The following is a 21725-nucleotide window of genomic DNA, read 5'->3' as shown; positions in this document are numbered from 1 at the left end:
CTTGCACCGGGCCGTCTTGGACGGCCCTGACTACAGGGCCTACGCTTGGTTGAGGGCGGAAGATGTTGCCAAGTCTTCCGCCTTTTCTTTGGATCACGGAGATCCAGGCGCTACAGCGAATTGAACAGGGAGTGTCTTATGCGCGTCATGGCTTTCTTGTTGTCGTTCTCCCTCAGTTCCACCCTCCTCGCCGATACCTTGCCCAGCTTCCTCAACAGCAACGAAACCATCCGCAACCTGCCGGTGCCGAACCTGCCTGCGGATGCGTACCGCCCGACCGCCGCGCCACTGCAAGTGCCCGAACCCGGCGCACCACAGGAGCCGTTGATGATGGGCACCAAGGTGCACATCAACACCGTGCAGATCGAAGGCGGCACGATCTACCCGCTCAAGGAACTCGCCGCGCTTTATCAACCCTTGCTGGGCCACGAGACCAGCCTCGCCGAGCTGATCGAAGCGACCCGCAACATCACCCGCCGCTATCAACAGGATGGCTACCTGCTGTCCTACGCCTTCCTGCCGCAGCAAACTTTCGATAACGGCGTGGCGCGCGTGGTGTTGGTGGAGGGTTACATCAAGGACTACCAACTGCAGGGCGACGTCGGCCGGGTCAAGGCCCTGCTGGATAAGCTGGTGGCCAAACTCCAGGCGGAACGGCCGCTGACCCGCAAGACCTTCGAACGCTACACCACCCTGATGAGCCGCATCCCCGGCGTCACCCTGCAAGCCCAGGTACCGCCACCGGGCACCACCGACGGCGCCACCCACCTGATCGCCCAGGCCAGCCGCAAACCCTTCACCAGCACCCTGAGCACCACCGAAGACAACCGTAACGGTACCCAGGCTTTGCTCGGCGTGAGCAGCAATTCCCAGACCGCCATGGGTGAACAGCTGACCCTCAGCGGCCTGTTCCCACCGGGCGACGATCACGAACATTACTACCGCCTGGACTACAACCAGTTCCTCAACACCGAGGGCACGCAACTGCTCCTGTCCGCCTCTCGCTACCGCGCCGACCTGGCTTCCAATGTGCGCCTGGACAACGGCCTGGAACTGGAACCGCATCGGGAAAACGATCGCTACTCCATCGGCTTCAGCCATCCGCTGATCGCCTCGCCCAACCAACAACTGAGTGCCGGCGCGCGCCTCTATGCGGTCGACGACAAGACCCGCTACAAGGTGGTGGGCTTCCCCGTCAGTGTCGAACAGCGCACCGACATCCGCGCGCTGGCGTTCGAAAGCGACTGGCGCAAGGCCGACACCCGGCAACTGCGCATCCTCAGCGGCGGGCTGTACCAGGGCATCGATGGCATGGGCGCCAACACCAACAACACCACCCTCGACCTGGACTTCTTCCGGCTGCGCTTGTCGGGGGTGCAAAGCGACAAGTTCTTCGACAACTGGCAAGGCGTCCTGTCCGCCGCGTTCTACTGGAGCGACGACACCCTGCCCGACAGCGAACGCGCGGTATTCGGCGGCCAGAACTTCGGCCGCGGCTACCCCGACGACCAGGCCTCCGGCGACAAAGGCTGGGGCGCGGCCTACGAGGTGAACTACAGCTTCAATCGCGAGGGTAACTGGGTGCGCATCCTGCAACCCTACGTGGTGCTGGACCGCGCCAAAACCTGGTTCAACACACTGCCGGTGCAAGGCAACGACATGTCATCGGCGGCGGTGGGGCTGAGGTTTGGCGACGCCAGGTACTACAACATCGCGCTGGAGGCGGCCAAGCCGATGTCGGAAGTAGCGCTGGATACTTTCAATCGCAGGGCGCGGTACAGCATCAGCTTCAGCTATCAACTGTAGGAGCGAGCCTGCTCGCGATGGACGACGGGACACTGCGGGGTGTCAGGCTTCCAACGTTATCGTTGACGACCATCGCGAGCAGGCTCGCTCCTACAGCTGGCGTGTGTGTTGTTGATTGGGTACCTATCCGTTTCCTGGGTGATGGCTGCTTATGGTTCCGCCCTTACGGCGGGTTACTTGGAAAAGCGCCAAGTAACCAAGCGCTTTTATCCCCTGACGTACGGTGCCTCGCCTGGGCTCGGCATTCCCTCGCTCCGGTATTCATCCGGGGACATCGCCTCCGGTTTGCTACGCTGCACCTCCTCTCGATGTGTGCGACTACGTCGCACGGCGCTGCGCGCCTTACCCCCGGATGAACACCTCCACTCGGCCTTCCGACGGGGCAGATCAAAATCAAGATCAAAAGCCAAAGCAAAGGCAGATCGCGGTCTCCTGTAGGAGCGAGCCTGCTCGCGATGGACGACGGGACACCGCGGGGTATCAGGAAGCCAGCGTTATCGTTGACGACCATCGCGAGCAGGCTCGCTCCTACAGGGGGGGTGGGGTACATCTGGAAGACATTGGTCGGCTGTCAGGCCGCCTTCGCTGGCAAGCCAGCTCCCACAGGATCTGGTTCATCTGCAAGAGTGAGGTTGGGTTTCAGGACACCATCGCGGGCAAGCCTTGCTCCTACAGGCGACGGGGTGCACCCGCTCCGCTCCTCACCACTCAACAGGCCGAGCGTTAGCTCGCCTGCCGCTTTTGATCTTGATTCACCCGCCCCTTCGGGAGGCTGAGTGGAGGCGTTTATCCGGGGGGTAGGCGCGTAGCGCCGTGCGGCGAAGCAGCACACATCGAGAGGAGGTGCAGCGAAGCAAACCGGAGGCGATGCCCCCGGATGAATGCCGGAGCGAAGGAACGCCGAGCCTTGGCGAGGGGCCGGACGCCGGGGCGAGACCTTTGCTTCCTTTGGGGCGTTTGCCAAAGGGAGTCGACCGTCAGGTCGAAACAATAAGTGGCCGCTACCGAAGAAATGGATATGTCCCCAACCAAAAAATCATGACCCCTTCACCCGCACATTAGGCAAGGGAAACAGATTATTCAGCGTCTCCAACAACCTCACGTGATAAATCGGCTTGCGAAACAGATCCAGCACCTGCAAGCGCAACATGTCGCTCACATCCTCCATATCCGCATGGCCGGACGTCACGATCACCGGCAGATGCTGACGCGAGGTGTGCTCGCGCAACCGCTTGATCAGCGACATGCCACTCTCCTCCGGCATGCGCAGGTCAGTGATGACCAGCGCAATGTCCGGATGACGGGTCAGATGATGCAGCGCCAGTTTCACCGAAGTCGCGGTAAAGACATTGAAGCCCTCCCCCTCCAGCAGCTCCGCCAACTCGATCAGGGCGTCTTCCTCGTCATCGACCAGAAGCAGTTGTTGGCGGGGAAGCACGGGAGAACTCATAGATGACACCGGCAAAAAAGTAAGCACTGACATTAGTACCCGCCTTCAGCAATAGCACATGAGAGCGACGCTTCAAGGTTTCGTCATGCCATTTTTGATCGCGGTAAACGTATCAGAAACACCTTTCGAAATATCCGTAGTAAATCCGACGATCACCACCGCCACCATCGCCGCGACAATGGCGTATTCGATACCCGAAGCGCCCTCGGTATCCCTGGCCAACTTTCTGCAATAAGCAAAAATGAGTTCCGATTTGACCTTCTGAACCACTTTGGAAATAGACATGACCGATCTCCTGGAGCACTCGGGTGTTGCATGTGCGCAACATGATTTCCCTATGCCAGCATCAGCATTGTCGGCATTCCTCGCCCCTACAACTGTAACAACGCATTAATCACAAAGTATTAGTCGTTTAGTTGGCGCCAAAAAACCGCTCCTTTCGTCGTAATCATTTGCATTTACTGCTTTTTCCTTTGTTTCGTAATGGCGTTTTGCTCTAGCTGCGCTACGGTCAAATAGCGAAATAGTTTCACGTTCATAGCTGCCTGATTGCGAAGTTGTCTCGTTGGATAAACGAGTTTTTAGAGCAGCGGGAAAGGGAGAGCCGTCATGAACAGCCGTATCATTCTGAGCCTTGCCGGACTGTCACTGGTGGGCGCTGTCATTGCCGGTTACTGGGGGCTGACGCTGAGCCGCCAACCTGCCCCCGCCCCCATTGTGCAAATCACTGACTCGCCATCTCCCGCCCAACCTCAGGCACCCGTGCCACAGGCCGAAGACGCCACCCGCCATCCGGTGGTGGTATTGCAGCGTGACGTTGCCCCTTTTACGCCAATCACCGCCGACGACGTGGCCCTGGAAAAACTCCGTACCGTCCCCGCCGGCAGCCTGACCCGCCTCGATCAAGCCATTGGCCGCACACCCTGGCGCGCCTTGAGCGCCGGCAGCTGGCTCAGTGACGACAGCTTCGAAGCCGGCGGCAGCCTGGCGCGGATGATCCGCCCCGATGAGCGCGCACTGGCCGTAGCCGTGGATGAAGTGGTCAACGCCGGCGGGCAATTGTCGCCGGGGGATTACGTCGATGTGCTGCTGTTTCTGCGCATGGAGACCAACAATCCCCAGGCCTCGTCCCAGTTGGTGATTCCCGCCTTGCGCGTCCTGGGTGTGGGCGAGCAGATGGGCCTGACCAATGACGGCCAACCGGTCAGCCCGGCTCTCAGCAACGACGACAAACTGCGCCAGCAACAGCAACGCGCCGCCGCCCGCACCGTGCTGCTCGCCGTGCCCGAACCCTTGCTCAGCCGCCTGATGCTCGCCGCGCAAGCCGGGGTGTTGCGCCTGGCCGTGCGCAGCGCCGAAGAAAAACGCCTGGCCCGCTATTGGGCCGGTGAAAGCGATTCGGCGGCCAACCTGGCCAACGCCGACCGTGAACTGATCCAGTTCAACGAACTGGCCCTGACCCCGCCGCCGAAAAATGTCGTCGCCATTGGCGCTTCCACTCCCGCGCGCAGAGCGGGCGTGGAAGTCATTCGCGGCAATGAAATCACGCAAAAGACCCCCTGAATCGAGCAAGGATGCCCTTTGATGCGCAGACGTTTTACGCCGTTGTTCAACGGTTTGATCTGGGCCACCTTGATCAGCGGCATGCCGATGACGGCAGCCCTGGCGGCAAGCGGCAATTGCGCCGCGCTAAATGCGATGCCGGCCGTGATGGAAGTCGGCGAAGGACTGCAACAGGAAGTCCAGTCGCCGGTGGCGATTACCCGGATCGCCGTGGGCGACCCGAAAATCGCCGACGTGCGGGTCAACGGCAATCAGGCTTTCCTGCTCACCGGCATGGCGTCCGGGGCCACCAGCCTGATGGTCTGGACGTCCTGCGCCAGCACGCCGCGCCAAAGCATGGTGTTTGTGAAGGGCCGCGCGACGGCGGCCATGACCACCGCCACACGCTTGCCTTCCGATGACGTAGCGCTGCCCTCGCAGGTGCAGACCGACATCCGCTTCGTCGAAGTCAGTCGCACCAAACTCAAGGAAGCCAGCACCTCGATCTACGGCAAGACCTCGAACTTCCTGTTCGGCTCGCCCGGCACCGTGCCCAATACCGCCGTGACGCCACGGGTGCTGCCGCTGCGCGACCTCGATCCGCGCATCGCCGTGCCGAGCATTCCCCTGGCCAACGACATGTACAACATCGTCGCCGGCGGCGGTAACTTCCTGGCGATCATCAATGCCATGGAGGGCAGCGGCTTTGCCTACACCCTGGCGCGCCCGAGCCTGGTGGCCTTGAGCGGACAGAGCGCCAGCTTCCTCGCCGGCGGTGAGATCCCCATCCCGATCCCCAGTGCCAACAGCAACAGCTACTCCATCGAATACAAGGAATTCGGCATCCGCCTGACGCTCACGCCAACGGTGGTCAGCAACGATCACATTGCGATCAAGGTCGCGCCGGAAGTCAGCGAACTGGATTACACCAACGCCGTCACCATTGGCGGCACCACCGTACCGGCGTTCACCATTCGTCGCACCGACACCAGCATTTCCCTGGCCGATGGTGAGAGCTTCGTCATCAGCGGCTTGATCAGCACGCAAAACACCTCGCAGGTGAACAAGTTTCCCGGCCTTGGCGACATCCCGATCCTCGGCGCGTTTTTCCGCAGCTCATCGATCAACCGCGAAGAACGCGAACTGCTGATGATCGTGACCCCGCACCTGGTCCAGCCGCTGGCGGTCAACGCACAGTTGCCGTCGTTGCCGGGTGAAAACCTGCGCAACTACGACCCCAACTGGTACCGGATGTACTTCCTCGAAAACGGCGACCTCGACAAACGCAGCGGGTTATCGCAATGAGCCAGAGCCTGAGCCAGACCTTCCTCGCGATGACGCGCAACAGCACCGACCTTGAATGGCTGCAAGGCGCCCTCGCGCCGATGGGACAAGTGGTCAGCGCCCCCGGCGACAGCCTCGACGAACTGCTGGCGCTGGTGGACGTGACATTCGCCAGCCTGGTGTTCGTCGGCCTTGATCGTGAACATCTGGTGGCCCAGTGCGCGCTGATCGAAGGCGCGCTGGAAGCCAAGCCGACACTCGCCATCGTCGCCCTGGGAGACGGCATGGACAACCAGCTCGTGCTCAATGCCATGCGCGCCGGCGCCAGGGATTTCGTCGCCTATGGTTCGCGTTCCAGTGAGGTCGCCGGCCTGGTGCGACGCCTGGGCAAACGCCTGCCGCCGGTGGCACCGAACACCCAGCTTGGCGGCCTGACGGTGCTGTACGGGGTGCAGAGCAATGCCGATGGCGCGCTGCTCACCAACCACATGGCACAGGTCGTACAGAAGAGCGGCCAGCAAACCCTGCTGCTGGATCTGGGGCTGCCGCGCGGTGACAGCCTGGCCCTGCTCGGCCTTGAGAGTTCGTTCTACTTCAGTGATGCGCTGCGCCACGTGCGCCGCCTCGACTCGACCCTGATCGACAGCGCCTTCACCCGCTGCGAAGTCGGCCTGCGCATCCTCGCCTACGCCAGCAACGACGAGCCGCTGGACCACACCAGCGCTGCCGAGCTCTACATGCTGCTCAGCGCCCTGCGCCAGCACTTCCAGCACATCGTGGTGAACCTCACCGGCCAACCCGACAGCGAAGCCCTGCGCACCTTCGTCAGCCATTGCGACAAGCTGCTGTGGTACACCGACCAGAACGTGATCGACTGCCGGCGCAACCTCGCGGTGCTCAACCTGTGGCGGGAAAAGGGCATGAAGCTCGACCACGCCAAATTGCTGGTTGATCGTTACTTGCGCGCCGTCGCGCCGGACGCCGACGCCCTGAGCAAGAGCTTCGGCATGGAAGTCATCGCCACCCTCGCCTACAGCCCCGAGGTGCGCCTGAACGCCAAGAACCAGGGCATCACCCTGTTCGAACTGGCGCCCCGGGAAGTGCTGACCCAAAGTTTGCGCACCCTCGGCGAACGCCTGGCCAAACGCTCGGAAAACCTGGCCAAACCCAAGTCCTGGTTCAGTCGCTTGCGAGGTGCCCAATGAGCGCTGAAAAACTCTTCGGCGGCCCCCAGCGCGGGGTGGCCGGCAACACCGACCATGAAGGCCTGAAGCTGGTGTTGCACCGCTACATCATCGACGCCATCGAGGAGTCCGGCAAAAACCTGCTGGAGGGCTCGCGGCAGGTGCTGTCGCAGTTCGTCATCGACAAGGTCGCCGAGTACATTGCCCGCCTGCACCTGGCGATTTCCCGCTACGAGATGGAGCGGCTGGCCGAAGAACTCGTCGACGAACTCACCGGCTTCGGTCCGCTGGAGGTGCTGTTGCGCGACCCGGCGGTGACCGAGATTCTGGTCAACGGCCCGCACCGGGTGTTCATCGAACGCGACGGCCTGCTGCATCAGAGCGATTTGCGCTTCATCGATTCCCACCACGTCGAACGGGTGATCCAGCGCATTCTCGCGCCACTGGGGCGCCGGCTCGATGAGTCGTCGCCGATGGTCGATGCGCGCCTGCCCGACGGCAGCCGGGTCAACGCGATCATTCCGCCAATCGCCCTCGATGGCCCCTGCCTGTCGATCCGAAAATTCCGCCAGGACATGCTCAAAAGCACCGACCTGATGGCGATGCAAACCATCGACCAGTCGATCTATGAGTTCCTTCAGGACGCGGTGGGCAAGCGCTGCAACATCCTGATCAGCGGCGGCACCGGTACCGGCAAGACCACCTTGCTGAACATTCTCAGCCAGTTGATCAACCCCCACGAACGCCTGGTGACCATCGAAGACGTGGCCGAACTGCAACTGGGCCACCCCCATGTCGTGCGCCTGGAAACCCGCCCGCCGAATGCCGAAGGCCATGGCGAGGTCAAGGCCAGCGACCTGATCCGCAACGCCCTGCGGATGCGCCCGGACCGGATCATCCTCGGCGAGATTCGTGGCGTTGAAGTGGTGGATGTATTGACCGCGATGAACACCGGCCACGACGGTTCCATGAGCACGGTGCACGCCAACAACGCCCAGGACGCGTTGCTGCGCCTGGAAACCCTGGTCGGCCTGACGGGGCGCAGCATCGCCGAGCGGACATTGCGTCAGATGATCTGCGCGGCGCTGGACGTGGTGATCCAGCTCACGCGCCTGCCCGACGGCCGCCGCTGCGTCAGCGAAGTGGTGGAGGTGATCGGCGTGCGCGAGGACGTGTATGTCACCAACACCCTGTTTCGTTTCGATCGGCACAGCGGCTTCGGTTTCCTGCGCGAGGCGATCAATCCCGCCGGTGACAAGCTGCGCCGGGATTCGGCGTTTTCTCCCACGACGTATTGAAGGCCACGGCATGCTCATACCGTTGCTGCTGTTACTCGTTTGCCTGGCACTGCTCGGGCTGGCGTGGCGCCTGTTTCAACGCGGACTGCGTCAGCCCGGCACCGAACGCGCACTGGAGCGTCTGACCCGGGGGCAACCGGAACCTGTCACACAGAAAACCTCCTGGGTAGCGCTGGAGCGCGCCTTCCTGCGGGCGGGTCTGGGTCGGCCCACGGAGCGTCTGGGGTTGTGGCTCACGCTGTGGGGGGTCGGTGCCCTGCTCGGCTTGATGCTGGGCGGCTGGCTGGGCTTGCTGATCCTGGCCCTGCTGCCGCCTGTCCTGGTGCGAATGTATGTGCAATGGCGGTATCAGCACAGGCTGCGGCGCATGATCGAACAACTGCCGCCGCTGCTCGATCACACCGTGCGCAGCCTGAAATCCGGCCGCACCCTGGCCGATGCGGTACTCAGTGCCATCAACGCCGCCGACGATCCGCTCAAGGATGCCATGGGCCGGGTGCAGCGCAGCGTACAGCTGGGCGTGAGCCTGCCGGATGCCACGGCTGACCTGGCCGAGCTGTACGACAAGGACGAATTGCGACTGTTTGCCCTTGGTTTGAAGGTCAATCATCGCTACGGCGGCAACGCCAGTGAGCTGCTGGACAACCTGATGAAGATGATTCGCGAGCGCGAACAGGCGGCTCGCCAGTTGCGCGCCATGACCGGTGAAACCCGGGTCACGGCAACCGTGCTGGCGCTGTTGCCGGTGTCCGTCGCTGGTTACTTTCTGATCACCAATCCGAAATACCTGATGAGTATGTGGAACGACGGCTCGGGGCAAATGATGCTGATGAGCGCCCTCGGCTTGCAGGTGTTCGGTTGTCTGGCGCTGTGGCGGATGTTGCGAAGCCTATGAACCCGTCGATGCTGCTGAGCTCACTGCTGTTTCTGACCGCGTCCCTGCTGTTGGTCAGCGTGGTGTTCGAATTACGCCGGCGGGCCCGCCAGGTGGTGCAGCGCCTGGACGGAAAAGCGCCGAGCGAAGCCCGCTTCAGCCAGTGGCTGCATGCGCTGGGCGCCAGCCGGGTTGGCCAGCGCACCGCCAGCCTGGATAACGAAACCCAGACGCTGCTCAACTGCCTGGGCTGGCGCACGGCGCGCAAACGCGCGTATTTCGCCGCCTTCCAGGTGGGCGCGCCGTTCGCGGCTCTGGTCCTGAGCCTGTTGGTCCAGGCACTGTTTTTTCCACAGATCCACAACCACTGGATTGCCCCGACCTTCGCGGTCGGCATCGGCTATCTGTTGCCCAAACGCCTGCTGGCGATGGCGGCGCACTATCGTCAAAAGCAGCTGGCGATCGAGGTTTCCACCTTCATTCCGCTGCTGCGCATCCTGTTCGAATCGGGCATGGCCGTGGAGCAATCCCTGCGGGTCTTGAGCAACGATGGCAAACAACTGCTGCCGATCCTGACCCATGAATTGCGCCTGGTGCTGGCGCGGGTCGACTCAGGCCTGGAGCTGGGTGAAGAACTGCACAAGGCCAGCCGCTTGATGGCGGTGGATGAGTTCACCGACACCTGCGTGATCCTTCAGCAATTGCTGCATCAGGGCGGCGGCGCCATGAAATCGCTGCTGTCGCTCAAGCAATTGCTCGATGACCGGCGCATGACGCGCCTGCAGGAATACATCTCCAAGATGTCCGCGAAAATGTCCGTCGTGATGATGCTGTTCCTCTTCCCGGCGTTGTTGATCGTACTGGCCGGCCCGGGCTTTACCGCCCTGGCCCGGGCCTTTGCTTCCTAGAGGGAATTAGATGAAAGCACTGATAGCCGGTTTGAGTCTGCTGATGCTGGGCGGCTGCGCGAGCAACGGCCAGACACCCTGGAGCGCCCTGACCAGTTCGGCCAGTTGCGGTAAATTGGGCTCCGACCAACAACTGGTGCTGAACCTCGCCGACGACATGGTTCGCGACGGCAAACTGCACGCCAGCCTGGCCAACCTGGAAAACCTGCCGGACAACATGGCCGACGTGCGCCTGCGCAAGGCCAAAGTCTATCGCCTGTTGGGCCGCAGCGAAGCCGAACCCTTGTACCGCAGCCTGCTCGGCGGCTGCATGGCCGCCGAAGCCGAACACGGCCTGGGCCAACTCGCCGCGGCTCGCGGGGACAACGGCCAGGCTCAGGCCCACTTGCAGCGCGCCGCACGCCTGGCGCCCACCGACGAAAAAATCCGCAACGACCTGGGCGTGGTGTACCTCAATCAATTGCGCCTGGAAGACGCCCGCTTCGAATTCCTCACCTCCATGGAACTCAAGCAGAGCGACTCGCTGGCCGCGCTGAATCTGGTGACGCTGCTGATCTATCAGGACGACTGGAGCCGTGCCGCCGAACTGGTCAGCCGCGTCGGCCTGAGCCCGGCCCAGGTCACCGAAGCCCAGGCCCGCGCGGAAAAACTCAAGTCCCCGGCCAGGGCCACCCCGGCCGCCACCGCACAAGTCGCCGCCGTGACCAACCCGGCCCTTCAGTAGGGAGCCCACCGATGAAAGCCACCCCCCTCAGTTGCATCACCCTCTGCTGCCTCACCCTGCTGGCTCTGCCGCTCACCAGCCACGCCCTCGACGCCGGCCCGTCCTCGCCGCAACAGCGGGAAACCGAAGACTGGCTGCAACTGCAACGCAGCAACACCGCCGCCTCCCCCACCCTGCAAACCGCCACCGCTACGGAACGGGAGCTGGCGATGCAGCGCTGGCTGAAGAGCTATCAACATGAGATCCCGCCGTTTTTTGATCAGTATGAAGGGGGCAAGGTGGACAGTGGGTCGGGGCAATAGAGGTGGATCAGGAGTATCCAGCCAATAATCGTCTTCGCCTGACAGGCCGCCATCGCGAGCAGGCTCGCTCCTACAGTGAATGGTGGTGTTGGCAAATTTTGTGATCAGCATGCAACCCTGTAGGAGCGAGCCTGCTCGCGATGGCGGTGGGTCAGATGGTGAAGCTCTGAATGGCAATCCCTCATCGCGGGCAAGCCTTGCTCCTACAAGAGCAAGAGCAAATCGCGAACACCCGCTCCGCTCCTCACCACTCAACAGGCCGAGCGTTAGCTCGCCTGCAAGCTTTTGATCTTGATTCACCCGCCCCGTCGGGAGGCTGAGTGGAGGCGTTCATCCGGGGGTCAGGCGCGTAGCGCCGTGCGGCGCAGCCGCACACATCGAGAGGAGGTGCAGCGAAGCAAACCGGAGGCGATGCCCCCGGATGAATGCCGGAGCGAAGGAACGCCGAGCCCCAGCGAGGGGCCGGACGCTGGGGCAAGCGTTTTTGGTTACTTTTTTGGCGTTTGAAAAAAGTGACTCGCCGTAAGGGCGAAACCATAAGCGGCCGTTACCGCAGCAACGGATATGTACACAATCAAAAAGCCATCGCGAGCAAGCTCGCTCCCACAGGAATCAGTGGGCCGTTACGCGCTGCCGCAACCCGGAACTGCTGGGCGACAACGCCAACGCCAACTGCGTCCGATTATGCATATGGGTCAACCGCAACACCTGCGACACATAAAGCTTCACCGTGTTCTCGGTAATCCCCAGCTCACAGGCAATCTGGTAATTGGTCTGCCCCTTGCCCACCAGCCGCGCCACCTCCAACTGCCGTGGCGAGAGCTGATGAAAAATCGTCGGGATCTCGACCCGATCGGCATCGCTGACTTCAGCGTCACCCGCATCCGACGAGGATGGCGAACGCCGGACCTTGTCCAGATCCTGGTAAAGATCATCGATCGACTCGGACAGGTATTGCAGCTTCTGATTCAGATGCCCCAATTGCATCGCCTTGTTGCGCTCCTGCAAGGCCGCTTCCTGGCGCTGCAAGCCTTCCAGCAATTCAGTGGGGTCGACGGGTTTCTGGAAGTAATCGGCGAAGCCTGCGCGCAGCGCCTTGATCACATCCTGTTTGTCTGCGCGCCCGGTCAGCATGATCGCCTCGAACGCCCGGTGTTTGCCGCTCAGCCGTTGCAGCTCCTGAACCAGCTGGATGCCGTCCATCCTGGGCATGTGCAAATCGCACAGCACCAGGCCAATGGCCGGATCTTCGTTGAACAGTGCAATGGCTTTTTGACTGGAATCACAAGGAACAGCCCGGTAACCGTTGTCCTCAAGAAATTCGCAAATGGATTCGACGATCGATGACTCATCGTCCACAACCATGATTTTTACTGCGGAGGTAAGCTTGTTCACGTGCAACTCCCTGCCTGGCCAGACACTGACCGTTCCTCTACCCAAAGCCCTGGTTGTACAACTCTTCTTGAAAGTAGACCCACTCCGGGCGCTCTACAACTAACGGATCCAGGCCAGGGTCAGCAAAAAACCCACCAGCAGAAAGGGTGCGAAGGGTTGTTTATTTGACAGTCCAGGCTGCAAATAGAGCAGACGCTCTCTAAGCCATTGACCTGCATGCAGCCAGACTCTTGGCGCTATCAGCAACCACAGCACACTGGCCACGCCGGCGCCGATAAACACGCCTAATACATACCGACCGTCGGTCGCAAGACCCAGGGCTGTCAGAAGTTTCACATCCCCGGCGCCCAGCCGACCCAAGGCATAGCCGGGCAAGGTGAAGGCCAGCGCCAGCAGCGCCGCCCAACCACCCTGTGCGGCGGTCGCGCCCAGCCACGTGTTGCCGCTCCACAGCAGCCAGGCCAGTGCCAGCGCGCCGACACCCAGGGTCAGGCCATTGGCGATGTGGCGCTGCCGGGCGTCCTGCGCGGCACACAGCGTCAGCCAGATCAACAAGACAATGCTCTGCATCCGGTAAAAAACGTCCCTTTTGGCTGAATGATTCTATGCTGATATTACGCAGTGACAGTCAGGGTAGACGCACTCATGAAAACCAGCCTCCCCCGCAAGCAAAAAGGCGCCGCCGCGATTGAATTTGCCTTGGTGTTTGTCATCTTTTTCGGTGTGTTCTACGCGATCGTCACCTACAGCCTGCCGCTGCTGCTGATGCAATCGTTCAATCAATCCACCGCCGAAGCCGTGCGCCGCAGCGTTGCCCTGGACCCGGCCACCCCCGGATACGACACCGCACTGAAGACCGTGGCCAAGGACGAGTTGAAACGGCAACTGGCGTGGATTCCCGCCGGGTTCAATTTCGATACCGACACCGACGTGACCACCACCTACACGGCCGGCGTGCTGAAGGTCAGCATCAGTTACCCCACCAGTAAATTGAGTGCGGTCATTCCGTTCCTGAACCTGCCGGGCATCGGCCCGGTGCCGAATTTGCCGGCCACGCTCAACGCCAGTTCGAGCCTGCAATTTTGAGTGCCGGAGACAAACTCTTCGGGCGTTTGCTCAACCGCCATCCGCCACCGCCGCCGCACGCTCTGGAGCCACCGGCCGTACGCAGTGTCGGCCTGCAGATGCATCTGGACGCGCAAGGTGGGGTGCTGCACCTGACCGGCCCGCTAAGGCATCTGTTGGCGCAACTGACACCTGGTGCCCAGGCGCCGCACCTGCTCGACTATCTCTTGCCCCACAACAGCCTTGCGCTGGAAGGATCACCTGCGGACTGGCAGGGGCAACTGCTCGATCTGGATTTCTATAGCCTCGCTGGCCAACCCCTGCATCTGCGGGGCTGGGTGCAACCCCTGAACGATGCCTGGCTCCTGCAGTTGCTGGACATCGGCGATCTGTTGCAGGAACGCCGGCAATCGCGCCAGCGCGAGCAATGCCAACTGCTCGCGCTGCAAATCGGCGAGCAGTTGCGCCTGTGCAGCGTTTCGCGTTTGCCCGAGGTGCTGGGCGAGCAACTGCAATGCCTGGCCCAGCACTTTCACATCCCGTGCATCGCCCTCGCCTTGCTCGATGAAGAGGAACAGGCCTGGCAGATTCACCAGCACTACACCGGCCCTGATGCGCCCCAGCTGTGGCAAAACGGCCAGCGTCTGGGCACCGCCCTCGACAGTCTCAACGGCTCGGCACCCCAGCAGCCGAACCTGCTGCAACACCCGCGCCTGCAAGACACCTTCGGCAATACCGAGGGTTTTGTCGTGCCATACCACGATGCCCAAGGCGTGGCGGCGTGGTTGCTGTTAGGGAGCTTCAGCGTGCAACAACGGGCACCGGACGTCAGCGAGCGCGACTGGCTGCAATTTGCCGCCGCGCTGGCCGGTCCCGTGCTGGGGCGCTTGCGCGAACACCGGCACCATCTGCAACTGGAGCGCCTTGAATCGCTGCAAGCCCTGCTCGGCACGGGTTGGTGGGAAGTGTTCAGCGACAGTGCCCAGGTGCAATTGGCGCCGTCACTGGCAACGACCCTGAACCTTGGCAGCGCACGCCTGCCCTTGACCGACTGGCTGGAACAGGTGCACCCCGCCGACCGCGAAGAACTGCGCAGCCGCCTGCAAGCCCTGCAGGACGACGGCACACCGCTGCTGCTGTGCGTGCGCCTGTATCACCCCGACACCGGCGCGCCACCGGACTGGTATCGCTTGCAGGGCCAGGCCCTGGGCATCGGTAAAAACCGCCGCCTGGTCGGTTTCATGCTCGACATCAGCGACATCAAGAATCAGGAACAACAGGCCGCCGCCGCCCATGCCCGACTGGACAATCTGATCGCCCGCTCCCCCGCCGTGATTTACGTGCAGCGCTATGTCGAAGGTGCGCTGGAGCCGACGTTTTTCAGCGACAGCCTGACGCCGCTGCTCGGCTGGACGCTCGAAGATTGCAGCGGCGCGGCGCTGATCGAACGCCTGCATCCCGATGACCGCGACCGCTATTTCGAGCGCACCCGCCAGTTGCTGCGCGAGGGCTCGGTGAGCGCCCGCTATCGTCTGCGCGACTGCCGTGGCGAGGATCACTGGCTGCTCGATGAAGCCAAGCTGCTGCGTGACGACCTGGGTCTACCGGTCGAGGCCGTGGGGCTGTGGCTGGATGTCACCGAGGCGACCCTGGCTGCCGAGCGGGTCAAACAGAGCGAGGAGCGTTACAGGATTCTGGTGGAAGACTCGCCGGCGATGATCTGCCGCTACCGCCCGGACCTGACGCTGACGTTCGGCAACCAGCCGCTGGCGACTTATCTGGAGTGCTCGCCGGAGCAACTGCCGGGAATCAACCTGGGCAGCTGGATGTCCGCGGAGCAGCGCGAGGAGTTCATCCGCCGCGTGGGCCAGTTGAGCCCGCAGGCCCCGGTCAGCACCGCCGAGATCAACTTGCAATTGCCCGGCCGCGAACATGCCTGGTGGGTCTGGTCGGATCGCGGGGTGTTCGACCCGCAAGGCCGTTTACTGGAGATTCAGGCCGTGGGCCGCGACAACACCGAAGTGCGGCGCTCGCAGATGCAGCTCACCCAAAGCGCGAAAATGGCCACCCTCGGCGAGATGGCCACCGGCCTGGCCCACGAAATCAACCAGCCGCTGAACGTGATGCGCATGGCCATCGTCAATGTGCTCAAGCGCCTGGAAAAAGGTGAGGCGCAAATCGACTACCTGACCGACAAGCTCAAGCGCATCGACGCCCAGGTGCAGCGCGCGGCGCGGGTGGTGGATCACATGCGGGTCTTCGGCCGGCGCTCGGAAATCGAGCAGCATCCGTTCAACCCCGCCCAGGCCATCGAAGGCACCTTGTCGCTGCTGGCCGACGGCATGCGTGGCAAGGGCGTTGAGCTGCGGGTCAGCGAGCCCGGATTCGAGGTGCAAGTGCTGGGGTACGTCGATCAGCTGGAGCAGGTGCTGATCAACCTGATGGTCAACGCCCGGGATGCGCTGCTGGGCAAGTGCCAGAAAGACTCGGCGTTCGAGCCGTGGATTTCAGTGCATGCCGAACGGGACCAGCAGTCGGTGCGGCTGTGGGTCGAGGACAACGGCGGCGGCATCGACCCGCGTTTGCTGGAGCGGATTTTCGAGCCGTTTTTCACCACCAAACCGGTGGGGGTCGGCACCGGGTTGGGGCTGTCGGTGAGTTACGGCATCGTCGAGAACATGGGCGGCAAACTCAGCGTGCGCAACTCCACCGACGGCGCGCAGTTCTGCATTGAACTGCCGATTGTGCCGACCGATTAGATCGCCAGCGTTGGCCGGCCCGGCGGCTTGCAGCTCAGGTTGGCGCCGACATCGACTTTGTTCAGGGTGATGCCGAGGTTGGCGAGTAGCCCGTCGAGAATGGGGTCGACCAGCGGGCTGACCAGCAACTGGAGCGTGTTGCCCAATGTGCTGTTGACTTCATTGAGAGTGCCCCCGGTGACGACCAGCAAATCCCCCAGCAAGCTTGAGCCGGTGGGCTTGTAGGCTTGCACTTGAACGCCACTCAAGGTCGTTTTCAGGCTGTTGACGATACCCTGCGTGCCGAGGCTGTAGTACAACGGCGGCTTCTTGATTTCCGGTGGCTGGTTGTAGACGTGGGAGCTTTGCGTGCTGGCGATCGAGGTGTCGATCTTCACCCCCAGCCCTCCGCCGTAGAACGGTTTGCGGGTCGCGGGATCGCAGGTGGGTGAGCCGAGTCCCAGAAACGGAATGGTGCAGGTGATCACACCGACATCGATCAGCGCCAGCGGCTGCACGGTGACGTCGGCCGACGAGGAAAACGCGTTCGCGGTATCGATCTTGCCGACCTTGAGTTTGACCAGAGAGGTGTTGGTCTGGGTGGTCAGGGTCTTGGTGGCGTCGCTGGCGCAGCTGTAGGCCGTGACATGGCTGTCGGCGCTGGCCACTTCCAGCACCACATCGATGGAAGACGTGGGAAGGATTTTCAGGTCGGTGCGCTGGCAGGTTCCGCCTATGGTGCAGAAAACCGAGTTCAAGGCACCGGCGATGTTCAGGTGCAGCACATTGTTCAAGGTATCGGTAAGGCCGCCCACCAGCGTGTTGCTGGTCAGGGCGTTGAGCAGACCACTGATCGTGGCCAGCGGCGGCAGGTTGAGCGACAGCACCGTACGCACTTGAGCGGTGCGCACGAAGATCCGGTTAGGGTCATTGAGCTGGCCGTTGATCAGGGCCGGGTTGCCGATGGCCGACAACTGCGGCGGCTCGATGACTTTGACTTTGACCACGCCATTGGCCAGGCCCGGGATGTTCAGGGGGATGTTGGCGATGGCCGCGTTCTTGGTATTGGCCAACTGCACGAAGGCTTCGACCAACTGGAACACCTGCAGATTGGTATTGAGCCCCGATGACGCCGTGCCGGTCTGCAATTGCAGCAACTGGCCCAGGACAATCGAGGTGCTGCCTGCCGCTGCCTTGAGACCGGTCAGGCCGCTGACCGCGACGCTGGCGGTCGGGCCGCCGGCCTGCAGCACGGTGATCGCCGTATCCAGCAGTTGGCTCAGGGCGATGTTCTTGCTCAGCAATTGGTTGTAGTCGCCGGCGGTGACGTGCACGTCCAGGGCCAGTTGGTTGAGGTAGCCCAGGAGGTTGATCTGCGTATCCACCAGCCCTTGCCAGCCAGCGATGCTCAAGTTGAGGCTGCCGCCGAGCATCTGCCCCAGCAGCAAATTGAGGGTGGCGGATTTGCTGGCGTCGACCACCAGCGCCGTGCTGCCGATGGTCAGACTGGCCAGTGGCGGCAGGATGGCCGGCGCGCTGACAGCCGTGGCTGACAGTTGCGTGGTCAGGCTGGCCGGGCCCGGGCTCAAGAGCGCCTGGATGCCCGCGGCAATGCTGGTGGCGACGGTATGGGTCACGACCACGCGAATCGCTTCGGTTTTGCTGGCGTCGACCACAAAGGCCCGCAGGTTGTTAGCCCCGGTCTGCAACGAACCGCAGGCCGTGTTCAGGGTCATGCCATCGGCGGCCTTGTAGCCGTTGCGGGTGGCGCTTTCCAGGGCATAGCCGGCAGCGCTGAAGTTTGGGGACTGGCAGTCTCCATTGCGGCTGACGGCCTCCAGCGCGGCCACATCGGCGATGCGCTGCAAGCTGCGTTTTTCCATGTACAGCCTGCCGGAGTCGACCGCCAGCAGGGTGAACCCTAACGCCAGCACCAGGGTCCCGGCTGCCATCAGGCCGATCGCCCCTCGTTGCCGGGTCGGGCCGCGAAACTGCGTGCGGGGCGACATCGTGCACTCCTTGTCCGGCTCACTGCCGAGCACTGCCTCCATGGGTGTGATGCAGTGTAGTCAAGGGTGGGAGGGGTTGCTGGCAACTTGCCATTTCAGCCAGCAAAAAAATCTCCCCCTGTAGCAGCGAGCCTGCTCGCGATGGTCGCATGGACAACGCGTTCATTCAGACAGGGCGCGTTATCGTTGACGTCCATCGCGAGCAGGCTCGCTCCTACAGGGGGAGGTGGTGGCTATCCGTGAGGTGGATAGTTGGCCAGGATGCGGGCCACCGTATCGTGTATCGCCGTGCTGCGATCCGAAGGATTTGGTGTGCGGCTCATGATCTGCTCGTCACTGCCACGCCACACCAGTTTCCCATCCCTGGCATCGAGCAGATCGATCTGGATGGTCGCCACTTTATAAGTGATGTTGCGGGTTTCGTTGTACATCGGCGCGCCCCAGTAGCCATTCCAGGGATTGCCCCAACCGCCGCCGTAGTTGGTCGTCACCTGCTGCTGGCGATCCTCGACAATCAGATACGTCTGCACATTCAGGTCGCCCTTGGCGCCCGCAGCGGCTGGACGCAGTCCACGCTGGTCCAATTGTTCGGTCACCGCCTGGCGCACGCGCTGCTCGGTCAGGTCGCTCTTGATCCGGGGGTCGTCGGGGCGGTATTGCAGGGCGGGTTCTTTCCAGCTCCAGCTACGATAGGCGGCGAAGTCGCGGCTGGCATCGTAGTCGTGATTGACCTGGTTGGCGGCGCAGGCACTGAGCAGCGCTGCCACGACCAGTAAAGCGAAACGGCGGAACATGATGATTCTCCGGATGAAGACATGAACCAGCGAAATGCTTCTTATCTACAAGAAGCTAACTGGGAGGATACGCCGACATTGCCTTTTCCACAGCCTCCCGAATGGCGTCCACTTGCTGACTCTGGGTACCGCGATGACCGGTTTCGGCGCTGGCACTCCACACCGGCTGACCGCTTTTTGCGTCGAACAAGTTCACGTGCACCACCACAACCTGCTCCGAATAGGTGCGCACGACCGGCACCGAGCCGTACATGCCGTAGCCGGGACCATAGCCGTTGTAACCGCTATAGCCATAAGCGCCATAGTCGTCCTGAACCTGACGCAGGCGGGTTTCCAGGCGCAGGTCGGCGCTGACAAACAGATCGGCCGGGTGATTGTCATGCAGTGGGCGCAACCCCCGTTGATCGAGGGCATTGCTGACGGCTTCGGCAACCTGCTCCGAGTCCGCCCAACTGGTGCCCGGCGGCAGGTGACCATCGAGCCACGCCCAGCTGCGATAGCGCCCGTAATCTCGCGGCGCAGCCGGATAAGCGCTGCGGTCGAAGGTGGTGGCGGCCTGCGGCGGCGCCGGGGGAATCGGGTTGGAGGACGCCACGTACGGGTTGGTGCCCTCGCAGGCAGCCAGTCCCAGGCAGATCAGCAGCAACCCTGAACGACTCTTCATTTCAAACTCCGATCAGACCGGCCGACAGATCCAGTGCAAGTAACGCCCAAGCCCGGCAAAGCTTGGGTGGCGGCGGTGCGCCAGCTCCATTTCGAGCAAGTCCAGCAACTCGGCGCGCGCCTGGAATTCCACGGGCATGTAATCGTGAAAAACCCGCACCCCGCTCTGTATTTCGACCTGCCACAGACCTTCAAGTTGCGCCGCCAGCTCCCGTGGATCAAGTGGCTGCTGCGGGGTCAGGCTCTGTTTTTCACCCGCCATGTCGTTCTTGCGCAGCTTGCGGAAGTGGCCCTTGAGCAAGTTGCGATACACCAGCGCATCGCGGTTGTAGAACGCCAGCGATAACCAGCCACCGGGCTTGGTCAGTTGATGCAACACCGGCAGGATCGCGTGGGGTTCGGCCAGCCATTCCAGCACGGCGTGGCACAGCACCAGATCGTAAGGTTCGTTGAGCTGGCCGAGCAGCGCCTGCCAGGGTGCCTGGATGAAAGTTGCGGTTTGCCCGGCTTCGGCGAAGCGCTGGCGGGCGCCTTCGAGCATCGGTTCGGCCGGCTCGGCCAGTGTCACCTGATGCCCACGCTCGGCCAGCCACAACGACATATGGCCAAGACCCGCGCCAATATCCAGCACCCGCAGCGGGCGATCCGGCAGGGCTTCGGCGAGGTCGGCCTGCAGCACGGCCAGTCGAATCGCGCCTTTGGCGCCGCCGTAGATTTTTTCCGCGAAACGCGTCGCCAGTTGATCGAAATGACGGTCGCTCATCAGCTGAACCTCCGTTCGCTGTCGGCCAGCTTGCTGCGTACCACTTCATTCATGTCCAGGCCCAACTCACTGCACAGCAGCAATAGATAGAGCACGATATCGCCGATCTCCTGCCCGGCATGGGCGAGCTTCTCGGCAGGCAACTGTTTGGACTGGTCTTCGGTCAGCCACTGGAAAATCTCCACCAGCTCGGCCATTTCGACACTGGCGGCCATGGCCAGGTTTTTCGGGCTGTGAAATTGCCGCCAGTCATTGCGGTCACGGATGGCGTGCAGGCGTTCGGTCAGTTCAACAAGGTTCATCGGGCTCTCCTGAAGGCGTATAGCTTCGGGGGGATGGCGGGGGATGGCAAGTGACAAAGATTGAACGGCTGGCGTTGTTTTTTTGTGGGTGCTTTTGTGGGAGCGAGCCTGCTCGCGATGGGTGAGTAACAGGCAACCTGTATTCTCCTGACCCACCGCTATCGCGAGCAGGCCCGCTCCTACAGGTTCTGCGCAACCTTCTATGCTTGTGGGGGTCTCACCACCGTGCTCAATGGCCCAACACTCGAATTCATCAGGACACTCATTCCATGCAGGTAGAAGGTTTTTTCGAATGGCTCGGCCAGGCGCTCGGCACCGTCATCCGCTTCATCGTTGACGCCCTCAGCGGCCTGTTCCAGATGGTCAGCCGTGCCAGCAGCAACTTTGTCGACGGCCTGTCCCGGGCGCTGGGCATGGACACCTCGATCATCAGCATCGCCGTGCTGATCCTCGGCCTGGTGCTGCTCTGGTCAGCCATCCGCGCGTTCATGAATGCGTCGATCATCATGGGGCTGATCTGGTTGATGTTGGGGTTGTGGCTGCTGAGCTGGATCATGCACTAGCGCCACAAATCCCCTGTAGGAGCGAGCCTGCTCGCGATGGCGGCATCACATCCATCATCGC

At 62.2% G+C, this 21725-nt stretch carries 21 protein-coding genes; 12 read left to right on the top strand and 9 right to left on the bottom strand.

The features are described 5' to 3' along the window. Positions 1–138: 138 nt before the first annotated feature. On the top strand, positions 139–1806 hold the full coding sequence (locus DKY63_RS22920) for a ShlB/FhaC/HecB family hemolysin secretion/activation protein (protein ID WP_110966186.1): 1668 nt from the start codon (positions 139–141) through the stop codon (positions 1804–1806). Positions 1807–2842: 1036 nt separating this feature from the next. Here DKY63_RS22920 and DKY63_RS22910 read toward each other — a convergent pair. Both DKY63_RS22910 and DKY63_RS22905 read right to left on the bottom strand, forming a co-directional pair. Further along, a complete protein-coding gene (locus DKY63_RS22910) occupies positions 2843–3256 on the bottom strand; it encodes a response regulator (RefSeq protein ID WP_110966185.1) in 414 nt (137 codons plus the stop codon). Between the two features lie 72 nt (positions 3257–3328). Further along, positions 3329–3541: a Flp family type IVb pilin gene (locus DKY63_RS22905; RefSeq protein WP_110966184.1), complete on the bottom strand. Its 213-nt coding sequence runs from the start codon at positions 3539–3541 to the stop codon at positions 3329–3331. 324 nt (positions 3542–3865) lie between these two features. Here DKY63_RS22905 and cpaB point away from each other — a divergent pair, with 324 nt between their 5' ends. Genes cpaB through DKY63_RS22865 form a run of 8 tightly spaced genes read left to right on the top strand, consistent with a single transcriptional unit; the run spans position 3866 to position 11372 of the window. Next, complete coding sequence (gene cpaB / locus DKY63_RS22900; protein ID WP_110966183.1) at positions 3866–4819, top strand: Flp pilus assembly protein CpaB; 954 nt, start codon at positions 3866–3868, stop codon at positions 4817–4819. 21 nt (positions 4820–4840) lie between these two features. After that, positions 4841–6103, top strand: coding sequence for a type II and III secretion system protein family protein (locus tag DKY63_RS22895; protein WP_110966182.1), 1263 nt, complete (start codon positions 4841–4843; stop codon positions 6101–6103). Next, positions 6100–7287 (top strand): AAA family ATPase, encoded by a 1188-nt coding sequence (locus tag DKY63_RS22890; RefSeq protein ID WP_110966181.1) that lies wholly within the window; start codon positions 6100–6102, stop codon positions 7285–7287. Before DKY63_RS22895 ends, DKY63_RS22890 begins: the two co-directional genes overlap by 4 nt. Continuing rightward, positions 7284–8564, top strand: coding sequence for a CpaF family protein (locus DKY63_RS22885; RefSeq protein WP_110966180.1), 1281 nt, complete (start codon positions 7284–7286; stop codon positions 8562–8564). Before DKY63_RS22890 ends, DKY63_RS22885 begins: the two co-directional genes overlap by 4 nt. Before the next feature lie 10 nt (positions 8565–8574). Further along, complete coding sequence (locus tag DKY63_RS22880; protein WP_110966179.1) at positions 8575–9459, top strand: type II secretion system F family protein; 885 nt, start codon at positions 8575–8577, stop codon at positions 9457–9459. Beyond that, a complete protein-coding gene (locus tag DKY63_RS22875) occupies positions 9456–10346 on the top strand; it encodes a type II secretion system F family protein (RefSeq protein ID WP_110966178.1) in 891 nt (296 codons plus the stop codon). The genes DKY63_RS22880 and DKY63_RS22875 overlap by 4 nt, the downstream gene beginning before the upstream one ends. Positions 10347–10356: 10 nt before the next feature. After that, positions 10357–11070, top strand: a complete 714-nt coding sequence (locus DKY63_RS22870) for a tetratricopeptide repeat protein (RefSeq protein ID WP_110966177.1) — start codon at positions 10357–10359, stop codon at positions 11068–11070. Between the two features lie 11 nt (positions 11071–11081). After that, complete coding sequence (locus DKY63_RS22865; protein WP_110966176.1) at positions 11082–11372, top strand: DUF3613 domain-containing protein; 291 nt, start codon at positions 11082–11084, stop codon at positions 11370–11372. Positions 11373–11984: 612 nt separating this feature from the next. Here the strand turns inward: DKY63_RS22865 and DKY63_RS22860 are convergent. Together DKY63_RS22860 and DKY63_RS22855 are read right to left on the bottom strand one after the other, a co-directional pair. Continuing rightward, on the bottom strand, positions 11985–12767 hold the full coding sequence (locus DKY63_RS22860; RefSeq protein ID WP_110966175.1) for a response regulator transcription factor: 783 nt from the start codon (positions 12765–12767) through the stop codon (positions 11985–11987). Between the two features lie 99 nt (positions 12768–12866). Beyond that, a complete protein-coding gene (locus DKY63_RS22855) occupies positions 12867–13337 on the bottom strand; it encodes a prepilin peptidase (RefSeq protein ID WP_110966174.1) in 471 nt (156 codons plus the stop codon). 75 nt (positions 13338–13412) lie between these two features. On the opposite strand from DKY63_RS22855, the gene DKY63_RS22850 reads away from it, so the two are divergent. Continuing rightward, entirely contained in the window at positions 13413–13853 is a 441-nt protein-coding gene (locus tag DKY63_RS22850; protein ID WP_110966173.1) for a TadE/TadG family type IV pilus assembly protein, read from the top strand. Continuing rightward, positions 13850–16591 (top strand): PAS domain-containing sensor histidine kinase, encoded by a 2742-nt coding sequence (locus DKY63_RS22845; protein WP_110966172.1) that lies wholly within the window; start codon positions 13850–13852, stop codon positions 16589–16591. The genes DKY63_RS22850 and DKY63_RS22845 overlap by 4 nt, the downstream gene beginning before the upstream one ends. Here the strand turns inward: DKY63_RS22845 and DKY63_RS22840 are convergent. The 5 genes from DKY63_RS22840 to DKY63_RS22820 form a co-directional block, all read right to left on the bottom strand. Next, the gene (locus DKY63_RS22840) at positions 16588–18579 is read right to left on the bottom strand and encodes a pilus assembly protein TadG-related protein (protein WP_110966171.1); all 1992 of its coding nucleotides are present in this window, start codon (positions 18577–18579) and stop codon (positions 16588–16590) included. The genes DKY63_RS22845 and DKY63_RS22840 overlap by 4 nt on opposite strands. Positions 18580–18812: 233 nt before the next feature. Further along, positions 18813–19373 (bottom strand): DUF4136 domain-containing protein, encoded by a 561-nt coding sequence (locus DKY63_RS22835; protein ID WP_110966170.1) that lies wholly within the window; start codon positions 19371–19373, stop codon positions 18813–18815. 55 nt (positions 19374–19428) lie between these two features. Further along, the gene (locus tag DKY63_RS22830) at positions 19429–20037 is read right to left on the bottom strand and encodes a DUF4136 domain-containing protein (protein ID WP_110966169.1); all 609 of its coding nucleotides are present in this window, start codon (positions 20035–20037) and stop codon (positions 19429–19431) included. Between the two features lie 12 nt (positions 20038–20049). Further along, the gene (locus tag DKY63_RS22825; RefSeq protein ID WP_110966168.1) at positions 20050–20799 is read right to left on the bottom strand and encodes a methyltransferase domain-containing protein; all 750 of its coding nucleotides are present in this window, start codon (positions 20797–20799) and stop codon (positions 20050–20052) included. Beyond that, entirely contained in the window at positions 20799–21101 is a 303-nt protein-coding gene (locus DKY63_RS22820; protein WP_110966167.1) for a MazG-like family protein, read from the bottom strand. Before DKY63_RS22820 ends, DKY63_RS22825 begins: the two co-directional genes overlap by 1 nt. 269 nt (positions 21102–21370) lie before the next feature. Here DKY63_RS22820 and DKY63_RS22815 point away from each other — a divergent pair, with 269 nt between their 5' ends. Further along, on the top strand, positions 21371–21664 hold the full coding sequence (locus tag DKY63_RS22815; protein ID WP_110966166.1) for a hypothetical protein: 294 nt from the start codon (positions 21371–21373) through the stop codon (positions 21662–21664). Positions 21665–21725: the final 61 nt, after the last annotated feature.

It is taken from the genome of Pseudomonas putida, from assembly GCF_003228315.1.
Taxonomy (GTDB): Bacteria; Pseudomonadota; Gammaproteobacteria; order Pseudomonadales; family Pseudomonadaceae; genus Aquipseudomonas; species Aquipseudomonas putida_S.
This window is presented reverse-complemented; position numbering and strand designations above follow the sequence as displayed.